The organism is Thauera sp. 63 (genome assembly GCF_000310165.2).
Classification (GTDB): domain Bacteria; phylum Pseudomonadota; class Gammaproteobacteria; order Burkholderiales; family Rhodocyclaceae; genus Thauera; species Thauera humireducens.
In genome coordinates this window covers 16,680-35,974 of sequence record NZ_AMXC01000027.1, presented here as the reverse complement: position 1 = coordinate 35,974, position 19,295 = coordinate 16,680, and the positions used below count along the sequence as shown (strand labels likewise).

Below are 19,295 nucleotides of genomic sequence, written 5' to 3'. Positions count from 1 at the left end.
CCTGCTGCCGGGCCTGCTGGTGGCGCGCTGGCTGGGGCCGGCCTGCGAGCCCGGACGCGAATGGTTCGCCCGCCTGTGGGCGAGCGTGCGGCCGGCGGTCGCCGGGCGGGCGGCGCGGACGCCGCGCATCTGGAACACCTGATCAACCCATTGGCGGCGCGCTGGCGCCGCGGAGGACACGATGGAACTGAGCCCACGCGAGAAGGACAAGCTGCTGATCTTCACCGCCGGCCTGCTGGCGGAGCGTCGCCGTGCGCGCGGCCTGCGTCTCAACTATCCGGAGGCGGTGGCCTTCATCAGCTGCGCGATCCTGGAGGGCGCGCGGGACGGCCGCACGGTGGCCGAGCTGATGAGCCACGGCGCCACCCTGCTGACGCGAGACGAGGTGATGGAGGGGGTGGCGGAGATGATTCCGGACATCCAGGTGGAGGCGACGTTTCCGGACGGGACGAAGCTGGTGACCGTGCATAACCCGATCGTTTGAGTCTGCGGTGCGGCTGCAATTTTTCGGTGCTGCCCGCGACCGCCACGCCGGGTATTTGCTCTGCAGGCTGCGGAACTCGCCCTGCGGGCTCGGACAGTCCTCGCCTGCGCTGCAAACACCCGACATGACGATCGCTACCTTGTTGCGATCTGCATTGCCTCGCCATTGGGAGAAGACTGAATGATTCCCGGAGAATATTTCGTCGCCGACGGTGACATCGAACTCAACGTCGGCCGCGCCACGCTGAGGCTGGTGGTGAGCAACACGGGGGACAGGCCGATCCAGGTCGGTTCGCACTACCACTTCGCCGAGACCAACACGGCGCTGGCCTTCGATCGCGCGGCGGCGCGCGGCTTCCGGCTGAACATTGCCGCCGGCACCGCGGTGCGCTTCGAGCCGGGGCAGTCGCGCACCGTCGAGCTGGTGGCGCTGGATGGGGAGCGCGAAGTCTATGGCTTCAAGGGTCTCGTGATGGGAGCGCTGGAATGAGTACGATCTCGCGCCGCGCGTACGCGGAGATGTTCGGCCCCACGGTGGGTGACAAGGTCCGGCTGGCCGACACCGCGCTGGTGATCGAGGTCGAGAAGGACTTCACGATCTACGGCGAGGAGGTGAAGTTCGGCGGCGGCAAGGTGATCCGCGACGGCATGGGGCAGGGCCAGGGCGTTTCGGCCGACGTGGCGGACACCCTCATCACCAACGCGCTGATCGTCGATGCGGTAACCGGCATCGTGAAGGCCGACGTCGGCCTCAAGGACGGCCGCATCTGGAAGGTCGGCAAGGGCGGCAATCCGGACATCCAGCCCGGGGTGACGATTCCCATCGGCGCCGGCACCGAGGTGATCGCCGGCGAGGGCATGGTCCTGACCGCGGGCGGCATCGACAGCCACATCCACTGGATCTGCCCGCAGCAGATCGAGGAGGCGCTGATGTCGGGCATCACCACCATGCTCGGCGGCGGCACCGGGCCGGCGACCGGCACCTATGCCACCACCTGCACGCCGGGCCCGTGGCACATCCACCGCATGCTGGAGGCGGCCGAGGCGTTTCCGATGAACATGGGCTTCTTCGGCAAGGGCAACGCCAGCCTGCCCGCGCCGCTGAAGGAGCAGGTGGCGGCCGGGGTCATCGGCCTGAAGCTGCACGAGGACTGGGGCACGACGCCGGCGGCGATCGACAACTGCCTGACCGTGGCGGACGCGATGGACATCCAGGTCGCCATCCATTCCGACACGCTCAACGAATCCGGCTTCGTCGAGACCACGCTGGCGGCCTTCAAGGGGCGCACCATCCACACCTTCCACACCGAAGGTGCGGGCGGCGGTCATGCGCCGGACATCATCAAGGCGATCAGCCGGCCCAATGTGCTGCCGTCGTCGACCAACCCGACGCGGCCGTACACGGTCAACACCATCGACGAGCATCTCGACATGCTGATGGTGTGCCACCACCTCGATCCGGCCATTGCCGAGGACGTGGCCTTCGCCGAGTCGCGCATCCGCCGCGAGACCATCGCCGCCGAGGACATCCTGCACGACACGGGGGCGTTCTCGATGATGTCGTCCGACTCGCAGGCCATGGGCCGGGTGGGCGAGGTGGTGATCCGCACCTGGCAGACCGCGCACAAGATGAAGCGGCAGCGCGGTCCGCTGCCGCAGGACGCCGGTAGCGGCAATGACAACTTCCGCGTGCGGCGCTACATCGCCAAGTACACGATCAACCCGGCGGTCACGCATGGCATCGCGCACGAGGTGGGCTCGATCGAGCCGGGCAAGCTCGCCGACCTGGTGCTGTGGCGGCCGGCCTTCTTCGGCGTCAAGCCGAGCCTGATCCTGAAGGGCGGCATGATCGCTGCCGCGGCGATGGGCGACCCCAACGCCTCGATCCCGACGCCGCAGCCGGTGCATTACCGGCCGATGTTCGGCAGCTTCGGCAAGGCGCTGAAGACCTCGGTGACCTTCGTGTCGCAGGCTGCGCTGGGCAACCCCGCGGTCGCCGCGCTCGGCCTGCAGAAGCGGCTGGTGGCGGTGAAGGGCTGCCGCACGGTGACGAAGGCCGACATGGTGCTCAACGACGCCACGCCGGCGATCGAGGTCGATCCCGAGACCTACGTGGTGCTGGCCGACGGCGAGCACCTTACCTGCGAGCCCGCCGCGGAGTTGCCGATGGCGCAGCGCTATTTCCTGTTCTGACCGAATCCCGGACACATCATGCCGATCAACAAAGAATCGCTCGAAGACTTCGTCATGCCCGACGCCGCGCCGGCGGTGCTGCTGATCGAGGCCCTCTACGACGGCGACGCGCCGGCGACCGAGGTGCTCGAGCTGGATTTCAGCACGCGCACCAGGAGCCGCCTGCGCGCACGGCTCGCCTCCGGCGCCGAGGCCGGCCTGTTCTTGCCGCGCGGCACCATCCTGCGCGGCGGCCAGAAGCTGCAGTCGCGCGACGGCCGCATCGTCGAGGTGCGCTCGGCGCCGGAAGACCTGCTCGAGGCGCGCTGCGCGTCCTCGCTGGCGCTGGCGCGCGCCGCCTACCACCTCGGCAACCGCCACGTCGCCGTACAGGTCGGGCGCGACGCCGGCGGCGACTGGCTGCGCATCCAGGCCGACCATGTGCTCGAGGGCATGCTGGTCGGGCTGGGGGCGCTGGTCAGCAGCCTGCGCGCGCCCTTCGAGCCCGAGGCCGGCGCCTATGCGCATGGCCACCAGCATCCGGGCGATGGCAGCGGCGCGCGCATCCACCTCATGGCGGGCCATTGAACATGCCTGCGGCGGTCGCCCCGCTCACGGCCGGCGCCGGGCTGCTGCCGCTGGTGCGCCTGCTGCAACTGGCCAGTCCGGCCCTGCCGGTGGGCGCCTACACCTACTCGCAGGGCCTGGAGTGGGCGGTGGAGAGCGGCGCGGTGCGCACGGAGGCGGACGCTGCGGCCTGGATCGGCGACCTGCTGCAATGGAGCCTGGCGCGCTTCGAGGCGCCGCTGCTGGCCTGCCAGCTTGCTGCCTGGACGGCAGGCGATGACGCCGAGGTGGCGCGCCTGAACGACGACTTCCTCGCCAGCCGCGAGACGGCCGAACTGCGCGCCGAGACGGTGCAGATGGGCTGGTCGCTGGTGCGCCTGCTGAGCGAGCTGGACGCTTTCGCCGCCTTGCCCGGCTGGCGTGCGCGCCTGCTGGCGATCGACACGCCGTGCTTTCCCTGCGCCTGGTCGGCGGCGGCCGCCGCCTGGCAGGTGCCGGGCGACCAGGCGCTGGCGGCCTACCTGTGGGCCTGGGCCGAGAACCAGGTGATGGCGGCGGTGAAGGCGGTGCCGCTGGGCCAGAGCGCGGGCCAGCGCCTGCTGGCCGCACTCGGCCAGCGCATCCCGCCACTGGTCGAGGCCGCGTGCAGCCTGCCCGAGGCGCAGTGGAGCAACTACACCCCGGGGCTGGCGATCGCCAGCAGCCGGCACGAAACCCAATACACGAGGTTGTTCAGATCATGAGCACGAGCATTCCCGATCACCGCGGCCCGCTGCGCGTCGGCATCGGCGGGCCGGTCGGTTCCGGCAAGACCGCGCTGACGCTGGCGCTGTGTCTGGCGCTGCGCGACAGGTACAACATCGCCGTCGTCACCAACGACATCTACACCGCCGAGGACGCTCAGTTCCTGGTGCGCAACGAAGCGCTCGCGCCCGAGCGCATCATCGGCGTCGAGACCGGCGGCTGCCCGCACACCGCGATCCGCGAGGATGCCTCGATCAACCTCGAGGCGGTGGACCGGCTCAACGCGCGCTTCCCTGGGCTGGACATCATCTTCGTCGAGTCCGGCGGCGACAACCTGGCGGCGACCTTCTCGCCCGAGCTGTCGGACCTGACGATCTACGTCATCGACGTGTCGGCCGGCGACAAGATTCCGCGCAAGGGCGGCCCCGGCATCACCCGCAGCGACCTGCTGGTGATCAACAAGATCGACCTCGCGCCGCTGGTGGGCGCCTCGCTCGAAGTCATGGACCGCGATGCGCGCAGGATGCGCGGCACGCGCCCCTTCATCTTCTCCAACCAGAAGACGGGGCAGGGGCTGGCCGACATCATCGACTTCATCGAGCGCCAGGGCATGCTGGTTGCCGCCTGAGCCACCGCACGCAACATCCATCTGCAGGAGAACACACCATGAAGACCCGCTCCGCGCTCGCCGCCGTCGCCCTTGCCACCGCATCGGGCGCCGCGTTCGCCCACCCCGGCCACGAATCGGCCAGCTTCTTCACCGGCTTCGCCCACCCGCTGGGCGGCCTCGACCACCTGCTGGCGATGCTCGCCGTCGGCTTGTACGCCGCGCATCAGCCCGGCGCCACGCGCTGGATGCTGCCCGCCGGCTTCGTGCTGGCGATGCTCGCCGGCGCTGGGCTGGGCGCGCTTGGCGTCGCGATGCCGGCGGTGGAGGCCGGCATCGCGGCCTCGGTGCTGGTGCTCGGCCTGTTGATCGCACTCGCCGCGCGGTTGCCGCTGGTGGCCAGCCTCCCGCTGGTCGCGGCCTTCGCGCTGTTCCACGGTCATGCCCACCATGCCGAGATGGGCGGCGCCAGCCTCGTGACCTACGCGACGGGTTTTGCGCTCGCCACTGCGCTGTTGCACGGCGCGGGCTACGCGATCGCGCACTGGATGCCGCAGACGCGTGCCGGCAATGCGATCAGGCGCGTTGCCGGTCTGGTGGTGGCAGGCGTGGGCGGCGCGATGCTCGGCGCCTGAGTGCGCAGCAGACGGGGCGCGCTCGGCCCCGTCTGCTGCCCGCCTGCGTCATTACGCCGTGCGGAACTTGCCTGACAGTTCCGCCAGTCCCATCGCCAGACGCTGAAGGCCGAAGGCCGCTTCGTCCGTCTGGCGCGACGTGGCCACCATCTCGTCCGTGCCTTGCGACACGTGTTCCACCCGGCCGGCGATCTCGCGTGCGGCGGCGGCCTGCTCCTGCAGCGCAAGCGTGATGGCGTCCACCGCCTCGGTGACCTGCGTGCTGCCCTGGCGCATCTCGTGCAGTTCGTCGCCCGCGCGCGAGGCGAGCGCCACGCCGGCCTGAACCCGTGACACGCCATGATCCATGCTGCTGCCGGCGGCGCTGGCCTTGGCCTGGATGGGGCCGATCATCGACGCGATCCGCACGGTGGCCGTGCTGGTGCGCTCGGCGAGCTTGCGCACCTCATCGGCGACGACGGCAAAGCCCCGGCCCTGTTCGCCCGCCCGTGCCGCCTCGATCGCGGCGTTGAGCGCCAGCAGGTTGGTCTGGTCGGCAATCTCGCGGATCACCGTCACGATGGCCGAGATCTCGCCCACCTGGCCTTCGAGCTCGCGGATGCTCGACGCAGTCTCGGACACCGAGGCGGCGATGCGGTGCATCTCGTCGATGGTGTCGCGGATGATGCGGGTGCTTTCCTCCGAGCGCCGCGCCGAATCCAGGGTCACGGTGCGGGCTTCGCTGGCGTTCGATTCGACCTGGTCGATCGACACCGACAATTGCTCGACCGCCGCCGCCATGCTGTTGGTGGCGGCCGCCTGCTGCTCGGCCGTGCCCGAGACATTGGCCGAGGCGGCGCCGAGCTCGCGCGACTGCCGCGACAGCTCGTCCATGTTGTGACGCAGCTCGCCGATGACCTCCTGCAGGTTGTTGCACATGATGCTCATCTGCGCCAGCAGCTGGCCGATCTCGTCCTCGCCGTCGACCGCCACCGGTCGGGCGAGGTTGCCGGCGGCGATGGCCTGTGCCGCTTCGCCCGCGGCGGCAAAGCCGCGACTCAGGCGGTGCAGCAGGCTCCAGCCCATCAGGGTGCCGACGCTGATGCCGAGGCCGAACAGGATCGCGTAGAGGATGAAGTCGCGCTCGTGCTGGGCCTCCGTCAGTCGCATTTCGGCTGCGGCTTTCACGGCGTGGTGTTCGCGCAGCGCGGCGAGCCCGGCGTGGGCGGCCGCGCCCTCGGTGCGCCGGGCGTCGAGCAGGGCCTGCAACGCGACCGGGCCGGTGTCGCCGGCTCGGATGCGTTCGGCGACACCGTCGAGCCGTCGCCACCAGGCCTGCAGGGGCTCTTCGAACGCGCGGGCCAGCGCCTGTTCGTCCGGTGCCGCCGCGATCCGGCCGTACTCGGCCCACCCGCGCTCGAGTTCGCTGCGGTTCGCGCGTGCGGCCTCGAGCTGTGACTGCGCGCTTGCCTGCGCGTTGCCGGGCAGGGCCTGCATCGCCAGCAGCAAGGCGGTGTGGCCGCCATCCAGATGCTCCGCCAGGGTGCCGAGCTGGAGCGCGGGGATCAGGTTGCCGCTGTAGATGCGGTCCTGACTGTCGCGAGCCTGCATCAGGCCGTACACACCGAGGGCGATCGACAGGTAGAACAGGGCGGTGGCGAAGCCGGCCCAGGCCCAAAACCGGTGCGAGATACGCACGCGTCGCCACTGCTGGCGCAGGGTCGCCAGCGTTCCCCGGCGGATGACGCTGCCTTCGTGCAGCGCCAGTGAGGCGTCCTGGCGCATGCGCGCATACAGCGCCTCGGCGGCCGCGATCTCCTGCGCGGCCGGCGCGGTGCGCACCGAATGGTAGCCGCCGCCCGGCAGCGGGTTCGCGTTGGCCCGCACCCAGTAGTGGTCGCCGTCCTTGCGCCGGTTCTTGACCAGCCCGCTCCACGGGCGGCCGCGCTTGAGCGTGGCCCACATGTCGCGAAACGCCTCGGCCGGCATGTCGGGGTGGCGCACCAGGTTGTGCGGCTGGCCCAGCAACTCCTCGCGCGTGAATCCGGAGATGCTGACGAAGGCGTCGTTGGCGTATTCGATGCGCCCCTTGGCGTCGGTACGCGTGACGATCGTCGTGCCTTCCGGGACCGGATGGTTGCGTTGAGTCACGGGCATGTTGATGCGCATGAGTCGGGTCTCCTTTGCGTGTCTCGACGCGGCCGGTGTTGATGAGGCCTGCGATTGTGCTTGTGGGGGGTTACAACGCGGTGGCAAGGCAGGGCGGCCGGAGCCATGTTTCGGCGAAATCGACTGCGGGGAGGGGGTGTCCGAAATGGAAACCCTGTGCCTCGACGCAGCCCAGTGCGTGCAGGCATTCGGCCTGACGGGCGTCTTCCACGCCCTCGGCCAGCGGGGTGAGTCCGAGGTTCTGCGCCATGGCGATGATCGTGCGCACGATGCCGTGGTCATTGCCGTTTTCCAGCATGTCGCGCACGAAGGAGCGGTCGATCTTCAGCGTATGCACCGGGAAGCGCTTGAGGTAGGACAGGGACGAATAGCCCGTGCCGAAGTCGTCGATGGCGAAGGCGAACCCGGCGTCGACCAGGGCCTGCGTGACCTCCATGGCGCAGTGCGGATCGCGCATCATGCTCGACTCGGTGAGCTCGATCTCGAAGTGCGACGGGGTCAGCCCGGCGGCGTCGATGATTGCCAGCGCGCGTGCGGCGAAATCCTTCTCGTCGATCTGGCGCGCGGAAACGTTGATGGCGACGCGGGGCGGCAGGGGCAAGCCGGCGTCGCGCCAGGCGCACAACTGGCGACAGGCCTCGGCGAGCACCCATTCGCCGAGGCGTACCGTCATGCCGCGTTCCTCGATGATGGGCAGGAAGTCCGCCGGCGACACCCAGCCCCATTCCGGGTCCTGCCAGCGCAGCAGCGCCTCGGCACCGGCGAGCGCGCCGTCGCCGATCAGAACCTTGGGCTGGTAGTGCAGCTGCAGCTGGTTGTTGCCCAGCGCCTGACCGAAGCGCTGCGCCAGCTCGAGGTCGCGCCGTAGGCGCTCGCCCATGTCCGGATTGTAGAAACAGTGGCCGCCGCCGCCGGCCTTGGCCCGGTACATGGCGATGTCGGCATGCTTGATCAGGTTCTGCGCACTCGTCGCATCGTCGGGATAGACCGCGATGCCGATGCTCGCGCCGAGCTGGAAGTCGGTGCTGCGCACGCCGACGGGTTTGCGCATCGCCGCCAGCAGGCGCAGGGCGATGGTTTCCGCGCCCTGGCGGTCGGTGTCCTCGGCGATCACGACGAATTCGTCGCCACCCAGCCGCGCGAGCAGCTCGTCCTGGCGCATCGTGTCGCGGAAGCGACGCGCAACCTCGGCCAGCACCCGGTCGCCGGCCTGATGGCCTTGCGTGTCGTTGATGTCCTTGAAGCGGTCGACGTCGATGAACAGCAACGCGAGGGGATGGCCCTGCGCGCGCGCGCGGGCAAGCTTCTTCTTCAGGTTCTCGCCGAAGTAGCTGCGGTTCGGCAGCTCGGTCAGGGTGTCGTAGTACGCGAGCCGCTCGATGCGGCCGTCGGTGTGCTTGCGCTCGGTGATGTCCTGCACCGTGCCGATCGCCCAGTGCAGCTGGCCCTCGGCGTCGCGGCAGAACTCTGCGCGCTCCTCCAGCCAGCGCGTCTCGCCGTCGATCTCGATCCGGTGCTCGACCACATAGGGCCGACCCCCGAGGGCGGCCTCCCAGGCGGCCCCGACACGCTCGCGGTCCTCGGGATGGACGCGCGCGAGGAAGTCGGCGTAAGTGACGCGCGTGCCTGCGGGGATCCCGAACAGGCGGTAGGTTTCCTCCGACCATTCGAGCGCCTCGGGGTCGGGGCCTTCGGGCTCGATGCGCCAGCTGCCGATGCGGGCGACGGCCTGGGCCTGACGCAGCAGGGCCTCGTTGCGGGCCAGCCGCTCCTCGGCCTGCAGGCGCAGCCATTCCTCATGGCTGATCTCCTCGATCACCATCAGTGCCCGGTCGCCCTGGTCGCCGAGGCACACCCGCTTGAGCGTGATGCGGGCGCGGCTCTGGGTCCGGCGGCGCACGAGCTGCAGCGAGAAGATCCGGTCGCGCACCGCCGTCCCGCCGCGGAGGACGGCGCGAATCGCCGCGTCCAGATCGTCGGCCCGCAGCACTTCGGCGAGCGGACGATTGAGCGGCACTGCGGAATCCTCGCCGAGCAGGTCGAGAAAGCGGCGGTTGCACGACTCGATGCGCAACTCGGGCGAGAGCACCAGGATGCCGTCGTGCATGCTGTCGAACACGAGTTCGGCGTAGTTCTTCAAGCCGAGGATGGTCTTGTCGCGGGCCTGGATGTAGGCGTCGATCGCCAGGCCCATGTCCAGCAGTACCACCTTGATGAAGGCCCGCATCGTCGCGATGAAGCCGTCGCGGTCGTCGCCGAAGTGCCCGGAGATGGTCGGCAGCAGGCCGCTCAGATACTTGGCGTAGGCGCCCAGGTACCACTCGGGTGCGAGGCCGACGCGCTGATGGACAAAGCCCACGCGCAGACGATGCTCGAAGTAGTCGCGACCGTAGTCGCCTGCGGTGAGTCCCTGGAAATAGGCCGACTGGGTGCGCTGCAGTTGCAGCAGCCCCTCGGCCTCGGGCAACAGGCGGCGCGTCTCCTCGAAGGCATACAGGTGGGCGTAGAAGCCACGGATGAAGTCTTCGGCGTGCTGGTTCAGCGTGGCGTGGACGCGGCGCAGGTGCAGCGCATCGGGTTCGCCGAATTCGAGAAATGCCTTGCGGCGGAGAATCTCGGCGTCTCCGAACTCTAGGAGTCTGCGCGGCAGAAGCCAAGCGTCGGTGAGTTAAGTCCTCCCGGGCGTTTCGGGGCCGGTAGACTGTCGAGATGACGAGCTATCTGCCCTATTGCCCGCAGCAGCAGATGCTGCTGCCCCAGGCGCTGCAGGAGTGGCTACCCGAAGGCCACTTGGCGTACTTCATCAGCGACGCGGTCGACGGGTTGGACCTGAGCGCGTTCCACGCCCGGTATGCCGGTGGCGGACCGCGCAACCAGCCGTTTCATCCGGCCATGATGGTCAAGGTGCTGCTGTATGCGTACGCCACGGGCGTGTTCAGTTCGCGCAAGATCGCGCGCAAGCTGCACGAGGATGTGGCGTTCCGGGTCCTGGCGGCAGACAACTTCCCGGCCCACCGCACGCTGAGCGACTTTCGCGCTGTCCATTTGAAGGAGCTGAGCGAGTTGTTCGTGCAGGTGGTACGACTGGCCCGCGAGATGGGGCTGGTCAAGCTCGGGACGGTGGCCATCGACGGCACCAAGGTCAAGGCAAACGCCAGCCGCCACAAGGCGATGAGTTACGGCCATATGGTGAAGGCGGAGGCCGAGTTGAAACGGCAGATCGAGGCGCTGCTCAATCGGGCCAAGGCCGCCGACGACGCCGAGCGGAACGAGCCCGAGCTGGATGTGCCGGCCGAGATCGCGCGGCGCGAGGCGCGGCTGACGGCGATTGCTGAAGCCCGGGCGCGGCTCGAGCAGCGCCAGCGCGAGGCCGATCAGGCGCGCGGGCGCAGCGACGATGACGACCGTCGCCCGCGCGGCGGTGACGGCAAACCGAAGGGCGGGCGCTACAAGCGCGACTTTGGAGTGCCCGAGGACAAGGCGCAGGAGAACTTCACGGATCCGGACAGCCGCATCATGAAGCGCGCCGGCGGCGGGTTCGATCCGAGCTACAACGCCCAGACGGCGGTCGACGAGACCGCCCACATCATCGTGGCGGCCGAACTGACCAACAACGCCAGCGACGCCGGGCAACTGGCGGGGGTACTGCAGGCCGTGCGCGACAACGTCGAACAACGACCGCGCCAGGCGCTGGCCGACACCGGCTACCGCTCGGAGCAAACGTTCCGGGAACTCGACGGGTGCGGGACCGAACTGGTGGTGGCGCTGGGCCGGGAAGGCAAGCGCCGACTCGGTTTCGACCGCGAACGCAATCCGCACACCGCACAGATGGCCGACAAGCTCGAGAGCGAGGCGGGCAAGAGCGCCTACCGAAAACGGAAATGGATCGCCGAACCGCCCAACGGCTGGATCAAGAACGTGTTGGGATTCCGGCAGTTCAGCCTGCGGGGCCTGGAGCGCGTCAAAGCGGAGTGGAAGCTCGTCTGTATGGCGCTGAACCTGCGCAGGATGAGCACATTGAGGACGGCATGACGGGAAAAGGGGGCAAACCTGTCCCCGTTGCCGTCCGGCATGCGCGCCGCGACGTCGCAAAGCAACTTAACCACGGCCTCAGTCTCTTGCCGCACCTCTCGGTTCGCCAATCGTTCTGCTAAAAAACACGCTCTGGAGTTCTGCCGCGCAGACTCCTAGCTCTCCAGCCTTCGCATCCAGGCCCGCATCGTCGATCTTCACGTCCTTCGGCTCCTCGAAAGGGACGAACAGCGTCCGCCGGCGATGTCGGCAGCTGGTGATGCAGGCCTCGCAATGCGAGGCCTGCATCTCTCGTTCGGGGAGTCGGGACCGCCTTTTTGAAGGCTTTTTCTGATTGCGGCGAGGGGCTATATACGAAGTCGGAACTTATAGTAATCGTCTATTCGGACGACTTTCCCACTGATGCTGCCCGGCCAGCCCGGTGGCGGCACGCAGCTTCGTGACGCAGGCGCGCTCGTTGGCGGGTGGGACAGACCTTCCTGGCCGTCGGCGCCGTATCATCTTGCGCATGCCCCCGCCCAGGAGATCGTGATGGACCTCGACGCTTTCGTTCGCGCCTTGCCCAAGGCGGAGCTGCACCTGCACATCGAGGGCTCCCTCGAGCCCGAGATGATGTTCGCGCTGGCGCGCCGCAATGGCGTTGCACTGCCATGGGACAGTGTCGAGGCCACGCGCGCGGCCTATGCCTTCAGCGACCTGCAGAGCTTCCTCGACCTTTATTACGCGGGTGCGGCGGCGCTGATCCAGGAGCGCGACTTCTTCGACCTGGCGATGGCCTACTTCGAGCGCGCGCACGCGGACGGCGTGGTGCATGCCGAGCTGTTCTTCGATCCGCAGACCCACACCGCGCGCGGCATCGCCTTCGAGACCGTGCTCGACGGCCTGGAGCGTGCGTGTGGTGAAGCCCAGGCGCGCTGGGGCATCAGCTCGCGCCTGATCCTGTGCTTCCTGCGCCACCTCAGCGAGGAGGACGGCCTTGCCACGCTGCAGCAGGCGCTGCCGCATCTGGCGCGCATCCACGGCGTCGGGCTGGATTCGTCCGAGAAGGGGCATCCGCCGAGCAAGTTCGTGCGCCTCTTCGCGCGCTGTCGCGAACTGGGCCTGCACATCGTCGCCCACGCCGGCGAGGAGGGGCCGCCGGCCTACATCGTCGAGGCGCTGGATCTGCTCGGCGTCGAGCGTATCGACCATGGCGTGCGTGCGGTCGAGGATCCGGCGCTGATGGCGCGCCTGGCGCGCGAGCAGGTGGCGCTGACGGTGTGTCCGTTGTCCAACGTGAAGCTGTGCGTGTTCCCGCGCCTGGAACAGCACAACCTGAAGCAGCTGCTCGACGCCGGGCTGAAGGTGACGATCAACTCCGACGATCCTGCGTATTTCGGTGGCTACATCGCGCAGAACTACGTCGACACGGCGCGCGCGCTGGGCTTGAGCCGGGTGGAGCTGAAGCGCATCGCGCGCAACAGCCTGGAGGCGAGCTTCGTGCCCGAAGCGCTGCGCCAGCCCTGGTTTGAGCGGCTGGACGCGCTGCCGGTCTGAGTCGTGCCTTACGGCGTGGCGGAATGGCGCTCAGGGCCAGTCCGCAAAGCTGCGGATCGTGTCCTCGCGCCGGTCGCTGTGCTGGCGGGTGATCTGGTTGCGGTAGCGCGCAGGGGTGCTGCCGGTGCGGATGCGAAAGAAGCGCGTGAAGTGCGTGGCGTTGCGGAAGCCGAGGTCGGCAGCGACCTGTTCGATGCTCAGGCCCGAGCGCACGAGCTGAAGGCAGGCCTCGTGGGCGAGACGGTCGTGCACCAGGTCGAGCGGGGAACGCTTGAGGGTGCGCACGCAGATGTCGTGCAGGCGGTCGTGCGACAGTCCGAGCGCTTCGGCATAGCGTCCGATGCGCCAGTGCTCCCGGAAATGCAGCTCGACCATGTGGCGAAAGCGCATCAACAGCGCGCCCTGCGTACTTGCCGACTGGCGGCCCGCGGCTTCCAGTCCGGACAGGCGCCAGCACTGGATCAGGATCACGCCGAGCTGGGCCGTCAGGAAGCGCCAGGAGGCGCCGTCCTCACGCCCCAGTTCGCGCTCGATCGCGCCGAACGCGTGGGCCAGATCATCGAACAGTGCGGCGTCGGGCTCGCTGCTGACGATCAGGGACTGTTCGGCCATGTAGCGCAAGGGTACGGATTCCGCGCCCTTGCCGATGGCGTCGACGAGCAACAGATCGGAGAAGTACAGCACCTGGGCCGGCGTACCGGCATCCAGGCGCAGGAAGTGCCGGGGCTGGACGGAGACGAGGACGCACGCGGGGCCGTTGATCTCCCGGTTGTCGTCGCCGACGCTCAGCATGGCGTGGCCCGAGGGCAGCAGGATGGCGGCGCGCGTGGGCCCGCCGCGTTCGTTCCACAGCGCATGCCGCCGCGGGCCGAGGGCGCTCGGGAAACGGCGCAGCACGGCGTTCGCCTCGATGTGGCGCCGGTAGTGGGCAGTATCTATCGTGGCCCGGGTGTGCACGTCGGCGGCTTACAGCGGATAGTCCTGCGGCTGCGTCTGCACGCTGATCCAGCGCAGCTCGGTGAACTCGTCGATGGCCGGCTTGCCGCCGAAACGCCCCCAGCCGCTGGCCTTCAGTCCGCCGAAAGGGATCTGCGCCTCGTCCTGCACGGTGGGACCGTTGATATGGCAGATGGCCGATTCGATGCGTTTGGCGACCTGCAGCGCGCGCAGGGTGTCGCGGCCGAAGATCGCCGCCGACAGCCCGTATTCGCTGTCGTTGGCGATCGAGATGGCTTCCTCGATGTCGTCGAAGCGGATGATCGCGGCGATCGGGGCGAAGGTCTCCTCGTGGTAGAGCCGCATCGTCGGCGTCACGTGGTCGACCAGGGTGGGCTGCGCGATGCTGCCGCTCACCTCGCCGCCGACCAGCAGCGAAGCGCCCTTCTGAACGGCGTCCGCGACCAGCTGATGGACGCGCTCCGCGGCTTCGGCGCTGATCATCGAGCCAAGCGGGCAATCCGTGGCGCCAGCGGTCAGCGTGCGCGCGTGGGCGGTGAGGCGTGCGATGAAATCGTCGGCGATGCGCTGGTCGACGAGGATGCGCTCGGTCGACATGCAGATCTGGCCCTGGTTGAAGAACACGCCGAAAGCCGCTGCCTTCACTGCCTCGTCAACGTCGGCGTCGTCGAGCACCAGGAGCGGCGCCTTGCCACCCAGGCCGAGCAGGCAGGGCTTGAGGTGGCGGGCGCAGCGTTCGGCCACCATCCGGCCGACGCGCGTCGAGCCGGTGAAGCTGACGCGGCGCACGGCCGGGTGGGCGATCAGTGCCTCGACGATCCGACCGGAGTCCTCCGGGGCATTGAGCACGACGTTGCACACGCCCGGCGGGAAGCCTGCGTCCCGCAGCACCTCGCCGATCAGGCGATGGGTGAGCGGTGACAGCTCCGAGCCTTTCAGCACGACGGTGTTGCCGCAGGCAAGCGGCATGGCGATGGCGCGCACGCCGAGCAGCACGGGCGCGTTCCAGGGTGCGAAGGCCAGCACGACACCCGCGGGCTGGCGCAGCACCATGGCGATCGAGCCGGGCCGGTTGGAGGGGATGATGTCGCCCTGCACATGGGTGACCATGGCGGCCGCTTCACGCAGGATGTCGGCCGCGAGCTGGCAGTTGAACCGGGCCCACGCTGCGGTGGTGCCGGTCTCGGCCAGGATGGCCGCCTCGAATCGATCCGAACGCGCGAGCAGGAGATCGGCCGCCGCATACAGCAGATGCTGGCGCTGCGCCGGCAGGACCTCACCCCAGGGAACGAAGGCCGCGGCGGCGGCATCGACCGCTGCGGTGGCGTCGGCGACCGAGGCCGCCGCGGCACGGGTCACGACTTCGCCGCTGACCGGGTTACGACAGTCGAACTGCGCATCGCCGGTGGCGGCAAGGTCGCGGTTGTTGATGAGGAGAGGGGCGAGCTGCATGGGTCTCCCGTTGTGGTCACTCGATCGGCACTTCATCTCTGCCGTGTATCGAGCAAAGGGGAAATCGGTGTTGCCTAAGTTGCTGTTGTACACGAACTCAGCCGTGAGTTCCCTGCGGTCCGTGTCCAGGTCGACGCAAATGATAGGCGATCGAGTCAGCCGAGCATCTAAACCAAAGTCTAATTTCCTAACATTCGGCTTCCGCTTAATTTCCCCTAAGGCTCGGTGTGCCGGTGTTCAAACCCGCACCCACACCTGGCGGAAAAAGTGTGCCGTATGTCGAGGGTTGCCGAACTCTCGAGACTAATAGGAAGGAGACACAAATGGCTTTGCTCAACAGAATGGATTGGTACGACCTGGCGAGAAGTACGAATTGGACGCCGTCGTACGTGACCGAGGACGAATTGTTTCCGCCGAAGCTGTCGGGCGAATTCGGTTTGCCGCTGGGTGCTTGGGAGAAATATGACGAGCCTTACAAGCAGACCTATCCGGAATACGTGAAGATACAGCGTGACAAGGACGCAGGCGCTTATTCGGTCAAGGCTGCGCTCGAGCGCAGCCTCATCTTCGAGAATTCGGATCCAGGCTGGAAGTCGGTGATGAAGGCGCATTATGGCGCGATCGCCCGTGGCGAATATGCGGCCGCCAGTGCCGAGGCACGCATGGTGCGTTTCTCGAAAGCTCCGGGCATGCGCAACATGGCGACACTGGGATGCATGGATGAGATCCGTCACGGCCAGATACAGCTCTTCTTCCCGCATGAGCATGTGTCCAAGGATCGCCAGATGGACTGGGCATTCAAGGCCTACGACACGAACGAATGGGCGATGATCGCCGCGCGCCATTTCTTTGACGACATCATGGTTAGAGATGCAATAAGCATTTCAATCATGCTGACTTTCAGCTTCGAAACCGGCTTCACCAACATGCAGTTCCTGGGTTTGGCTGCGGACGCAGCCGAAGCAGGCGACCACACCTTTGCCAACCTGATCTCGAGCATTCAGACCGATGAGTCGCGCCATGCCCAGATCGGGGGGCCGGCGCTCAAGGTGCTCATCGAGAACGGCCACAAGGCAGAGGCGCAGAAGCGCGTTGATGTCGCGCTCTGGCGGGCTTGGAAGCTTTTCTCCGTGCTGACCGGTCCGATCATGGACTACTACACGCCGCTTGAGCACCGCAAGCAGTCGTTCAAGGAGTTCATGGAGGAGTGGATCGTTTCCCAGTTCGAGCGTGCGCTCACCGATATGGGCCTGGATCTGCCCTGGTACTGGGACATCTTCCTCAAGGACATCGCCGACACGCACCACGGCATGCATCTGGGGGCCTATTACTGGCGTCCGACCCTCTGGTGGAACCCTGCCGCCGGTGTCACGCCGGATGAGCGCGCCTGGCTGGAGGAAAAATATCCCGGTTGGAACGACACCTGGGGCCAGTGCTGGGATGTGTTCATCGACAACGTGGTCGACGGCAACATGGCCATGACCTACCCGGAAACGCTGCCCTACGTTTGCAACATGTGTCAGCTGCCGATCGTTGGCACGCCGGGCAAGGGCTGGAGCGTGAAGGACTACCCGCTCGAGTACAACGGTCGCCTCTACCACTTCGGTTCCGAGGTCGATCGCTGGGTATTCAAGCAGGAGCCTGAGCGTTATGCCGGACATCTGAGCATCGTCGACCGCTTCCTGGCCGGGATGATCCAGCCGATGGATCTGGGCGGCGCGCTCAAGTACATGGATCTTGCGCCAGGCGAAATCGGCGATGACGCGCACAACTATGCGTGGGCCGAAGTGTACCGCGCGCTGCGTGCCGCCAAGAAAGCCAGCTGAGACACACCATTAAACCGGCGGGCGCAAACGCCGCCGGCTCATCAAGGAGACAAGATTTATGGCGCTATTTCCACTCACCTCCAATTTCGAGGGGGACTTCGTGCTGCAACTGGTGGCCGTCGATACCGAGAACACGATGGACGAAGTTGCCGCGGCCGCGGCCGTGCATTCCGTCGGTCGGCGTGTGAGGGCGCGCCCCAATTGCATCATGCGTGTCCGTCGCCAAGGGGCCGACGAATTTCTGCCGCGCACGATGAAGGTTTCCGAATCCGGCCTAAAGCCTACTGAAACCGTTGAAGTCATCTGGGAAGCGGCGCCGCACTGACGGCGTGGCATTCCTCACGACCTCGGAGAGAAGCATGAGCTTTACGAAAGTCTGCACCGTCGATGACCTTTGGGAAGGGGAGATGGAGTCGTTCACCGTCAATGGCCACGACATCCTGCTGGTCTGTGCTGAAGGTGGCGAAATCAAGGCCTTCCAGGGCATCTGCCCGCACCAGGACATCCCGCTTTCAGAAGGTAGGTTCGACGGCGAGAAGATCATCTGCCGTGCCCATCTGTGGCAGTTCGATGCCGTTTCGGGCAAGGGCATCAACCCGGATGACTGCGCGCTGGCGGAGTACCCGGTCAAGCTGGACGGTGATGACATCCTGGTCCGCACCGAGGGCGTGAGTCCTTTGTTTGCCCATAGCTGAGCCACACGAGCCGGCGAGCGCGGAATAGATGGAAGAGACGAGGAATACAAGATGAGCACATCGAATGCAGGGCAGGGCTATCACAACAACATGGTCGGCCCGGTGATGCGTGCCGGCGATCTGGCAATGGCAGTCATTGAGGCAGCGAAGGTCGACAACCCCAGCAAGGAAATTTTCGTTGACGACAAGCGCGCCTATATTCGGATTCATGCCGAACAGGAAATGATCCTGCGTCAGGAAACCATCGAGGAAGAGCTGGGGCGCCCGTTCAAGATCAATGACCTTGAGGTAGACCTGAGTTCGTTCGCAGGCCAGATCGAGAGCCTCGATAACGCCGTGCGCTTTTATTTCAACAAGACACTCTGAGTACTGATCGGGCCTTGCCTGACCGTAACTGATACCAAGAATCGAGGAGACAAGGAAATGTCCGAAGTCCAGCAACTGAAGCCGCTGAAGACCTGGAGCCACCTCGCCGCTCGCCGCCGCAAGCCGAGCGAGTACGAGATCGTCAGTGCCAATCTGCACTACAACGATCGTGATCCGAACGCGCCCTACGAGCTCGATCCCGACACGTTCGTGAACACCTGGTACAAGAAGCATACTTTCTCGACCCCGCTCAAGCATCAAGACTGGAACGCCTTCCGCGATCCGGACGAAGTGGTCTACCGCACCTACAACATGATGCAGGACGGCCAGGAGACGTACGTTTTCGGCCTCTTCGACCAGTTCAATCAGCGTGAGCATGACAAGGCGCTCGATTCGCGCTGGGCCGGCTCGCTGGCTCGCTTCTACACGCCGTCGCGCTATCTCTTCCATGCCTTGCAGATGGCCTCGGCCTACGTGGGGCAGATGTCTCCAGCCAGCACCATCACCAACTGCAATTACTTTCAGATGGCCGATAGCCTGCGCTGGCTGAGCCACACGGCGTATCGGACCCAGGAACTGTCCACGGTCTTCACCGACAAGGGCTTCGGCATGGACGAGCGTCGCTATTGGGAGCAAGACCCGGCCTGGCAGGGCTTCCGCGAACTGATGGAAAAGACGCTGACAGTGTGGGATTGGGGTGAGGCGATCATCGTGCTCAACCTCGTTGCCAAGCCGGCCATTGAGGAAAGCGTGCTGCGCAAGCTGGGCGATTCGGGGCGTCACAACGGCGATACCCTGCTCGGGCTGCTCACCGACGTGCAGTTGATCGATTCGGCCCGCCACCGCCGCTGGGTGAGTGCGTTCGTGAGGATGGCGCTCGAGACACCGGGCAATCAGGGGCTCATTCAGGGCTGGATCACCAAGTGGGAGCCGCTCGCTGACAAGGCCATCGAGGCCTATTGCTCGCTGCTGCCTGATGTCCCGGACGCTGCCGGATCCGCAAAGTCGGCAACGCGTGATTTCCGTCGCTCTCTCGGGCTTTAAAGGACGCTGCTGCTTTCAGACTTCGGGACGC

The 19,295-nt window shown here is 66.8% G+C and carries 19 protein-coding genes; 15 read left to right on the top strand and 4 right to left on the bottom strand.

Annotation, left to right across the window (positions count from 1 at the left end; all coding sequences use genetic code 11):
* The first annotated feature begins 181 nt into the window (after positions 1 to 181).
* The 7 genes from ureA to C664_RS16440 all read left to right on the top strand — a co-directional run bounded on the left by ureA (position 182) and on the right by C664_RS16440 (position 5,208).
* Positions 182 to 484 (top strand): urease subunit gamma, encoded by a 303-nt coding sequence (ureA, locus tag C664_RS16470; RefSeq protein WP_004264416.1) that lies wholly within the window; start codon positions 182 to 184, stop codon positions 482 to 484.
* A gap of 180 nt (positions 485 to 664) precedes the next feature.
* A complete protein-coding gene (locus C664_RS16465; RefSeq protein WP_004264415.1) occupies positions 665 to 973 on the top strand; it encodes an urease subunit beta in 309 nt (102 codons plus the stop codon).
* The gene (ureC, locus tag C664_RS16460) at positions 970 to 2,676 is read left to right on the top strand and encodes an urease subunit alpha (protein ID WP_004264413.1); all 1,707 of its coding nucleotides are present in this window, start codon (positions 970 to 972) and stop codon (positions 2,674 to 2,676) included. The genes C664_RS16465 and ureC overlap by 4 nt, the downstream gene beginning before the upstream one ends.
* 18 nt (positions 2,677 to 2,694) lie before the next feature.
* Positions 2,695 to 3,243 carry an urease accessory protein UreE gene (gene ureE, locus C664_RS16455; protein WP_004264410.1) on the top strand — a complete coding sequence of 183 codons (549 nt, stop codon included), beginning with the start codon at positions 2,695 to 2,697 and terminating at the stop codon, positions 3,241 to 3,243.
* A 2-nt stretch (positions 3,244 to 3,245) separates the two neighbouring features.
* The gene (locus C664_RS16450; RefSeq protein WP_004264408.1) at positions 3,246 to 3,965 is read left to right on the top strand and encodes an urease accessory protein UreF; all 720 of its coding nucleotides are present in this window, start codon (positions 3,246 to 3,248) and stop codon (positions 3,963 to 3,965) included.
* A complete protein-coding gene (ureG, locus tag C664_RS16445) occupies positions 3,962 to 4,594 on the top strand; it encodes an urease accessory protein UreG (RefSeq protein WP_004264404.1) in 633 nt (210 codons plus the stop codon). Before C664_RS16450 ends, ureG begins: the two co-directional genes overlap by 4 nt.
* 38 nt (positions 4,595 to 4,632) lie before the next feature.
* Positions 4,633 to 5,208: a HupE/UreJ family protein gene (locus tag C664_RS16440; RefSeq protein ID WP_004264400.1), complete on the top strand. Its 576-nt coding sequence runs from the start codon at positions 4,633 to 4,635 to the stop codon at positions 5,206 to 5,208.
* Positions 5,209 to 5,259: 51 nt separating this feature from the next.
* Here C664_RS16440 and C664_RS16435 read toward each other — a convergent pair whose 3' ends face one another.
* Positions 5,260 to 7,356 (bottom strand): methyl-accepting chemotaxis protein, encoded by a 2,097-nt coding sequence (locus C664_RS16435; protein WP_004264397.1) that lies wholly within the window; start codon positions 7,354 to 7,356, stop codon positions 5,260 to 5,262.
* Positions 7,357 to 7,426: 70 nt separating this feature from the next.
* A complete protein-coding gene (locus C664_RS16430) occupies positions 7,427 to 9,919 on the bottom strand; it encodes an EAL domain-containing protein (protein ID WP_232435122.1) in 2,493 nt (830 codons plus the stop codon).
* Here C664_RS16430 and C664_RS20705 point away from each other — a divergent pair.
* The 3 genes from C664_RS20705 to C664_RS16415 all read left to right on the top strand — a co-directional run bounded on the left by C664_RS20705 (position 9,854) and on the right by C664_RS16415 (position 12,924).
* Positions 9,854 to 9,991 carry a hypothetical protein gene (locus C664_RS20705; protein ID WP_157354203.1) on the top strand — a complete coding sequence of 46 codons (138 nt, stop codon included), beginning with the start codon at positions 9,854 to 9,856 and terminating at the stop codon, positions 9,989 to 9,991. The two genes, C664_RS16430 and C664_RS20705, sit on opposite strands and share 66 nt — an antisense overlap.
* 74 nt (positions 9,992 to 10,065) lie before the next feature.
* On the top strand, positions 10,066 to 11,388 hold the full coding sequence (locus tag C664_RS16425) for an IS1182 family transposase (RefSeq protein ID WP_004251208.1): 1,323 nt from the start codon (positions 10,066 to 10,068) through the stop codon (positions 11,386 to 11,388).
* A 531-nt stretch (positions 11,389 to 11,919) separates the two neighbouring features.
* Complete coding sequence (locus C664_RS16415; protein ID WP_004264383.1) at positions 11,920 to 12,924, top strand: adenosine deaminase; 1,005 nt, start codon at positions 11,920 to 11,922, stop codon at positions 12,922 to 12,924.
* A 30-nt stretch (positions 12,925 to 12,954) separates the two neighbouring features.
* On the opposite strand, the gene C664_RS16410 is transcribed toward C664_RS16415, so the two are convergent.
* Entirely contained in the window at positions 12,955 to 13,881 is a 927-nt protein-coding gene (locus tag C664_RS16410; RefSeq protein WP_157354201.1) for a helix-turn-helix domain-containing protein, read from the bottom strand.
* A gap of 9 nt (positions 13,882 to 13,890) precedes the next feature.
* Entirely contained in the window at positions 13,891 to 15,333 is a 1,443-nt protein-coding gene (locus C664_RS16405) for an aldehyde dehydrogenase (protein WP_004264371.1), read from the bottom strand.
* A 323-nt stretch (positions 15,334 to 15,656) separates the two neighbouring features.
* Between C664_RS16405 and C664_RS16400 the strand changes: the two genes are divergently transcribed.
* The 5 genes from C664_RS16400 to C664_RS16380 are packed head-to-tail and all read left to right on the top strand — an operon-like array spanning position 15,657 to position 19,264.
* Complete coding sequence (locus C664_RS16400; RefSeq protein WP_004264369.1) at positions 15,657 to 17,159, top strand: aromatic/alkene/methane monooxygenase hydroxylase/oxygenase subunit alpha; 1,503 nt, start codon at positions 15,657 to 15,659, stop codon at positions 17,157 to 17,159.
* 58 nt (positions 17,160 to 17,217) lie between these two features.
* On the top strand, positions 17,218 to 17,484 hold the full coding sequence (locus C664_RS16395; RefSeq protein WP_004264365.1) for a toluene-4-monooxygenase system B family protein: 267 nt from the start codon (positions 17,218 to 17,220) through the stop codon (positions 17,482 to 17,484).
* 34 nt (positions 17,485 to 17,518) lie between these two features.
* On the top strand, positions 17,519 to 17,854 hold the full coding sequence (locus C664_RS16390) for a Rieske 2Fe-2S domain-containing protein (RefSeq protein WP_004264362.1): 336 nt from the start codon (positions 17,519 to 17,521) through the stop codon (positions 17,852 to 17,854).
* A gap of 51 nt (positions 17,855 to 17,905) precedes the next feature.
* On the top strand, positions 17,906 to 18,220 hold the full coding sequence (locus C664_RS16385; RefSeq protein WP_004264357.1) for an MmoB/DmpM family protein: 315 nt from the start codon (positions 17,906 to 17,908) through the stop codon (positions 18,218 to 18,220).
* A gap of 57 nt (positions 18,221 to 18,277) precedes the next feature.
* Positions 18,278 to 19,264: an aromatic/alkene monooxygenase hydroxylase subunit beta gene (locus C664_RS16380; RefSeq protein ID WP_004264354.1), complete on the top strand. Its 987-nt coding sequence runs from the start codon at positions 18,278 to 18,280 to the stop codon at positions 19,262 to 19,264.
* Positions 19,265 to 19,295 lie beyond the last annotated feature (31 nt).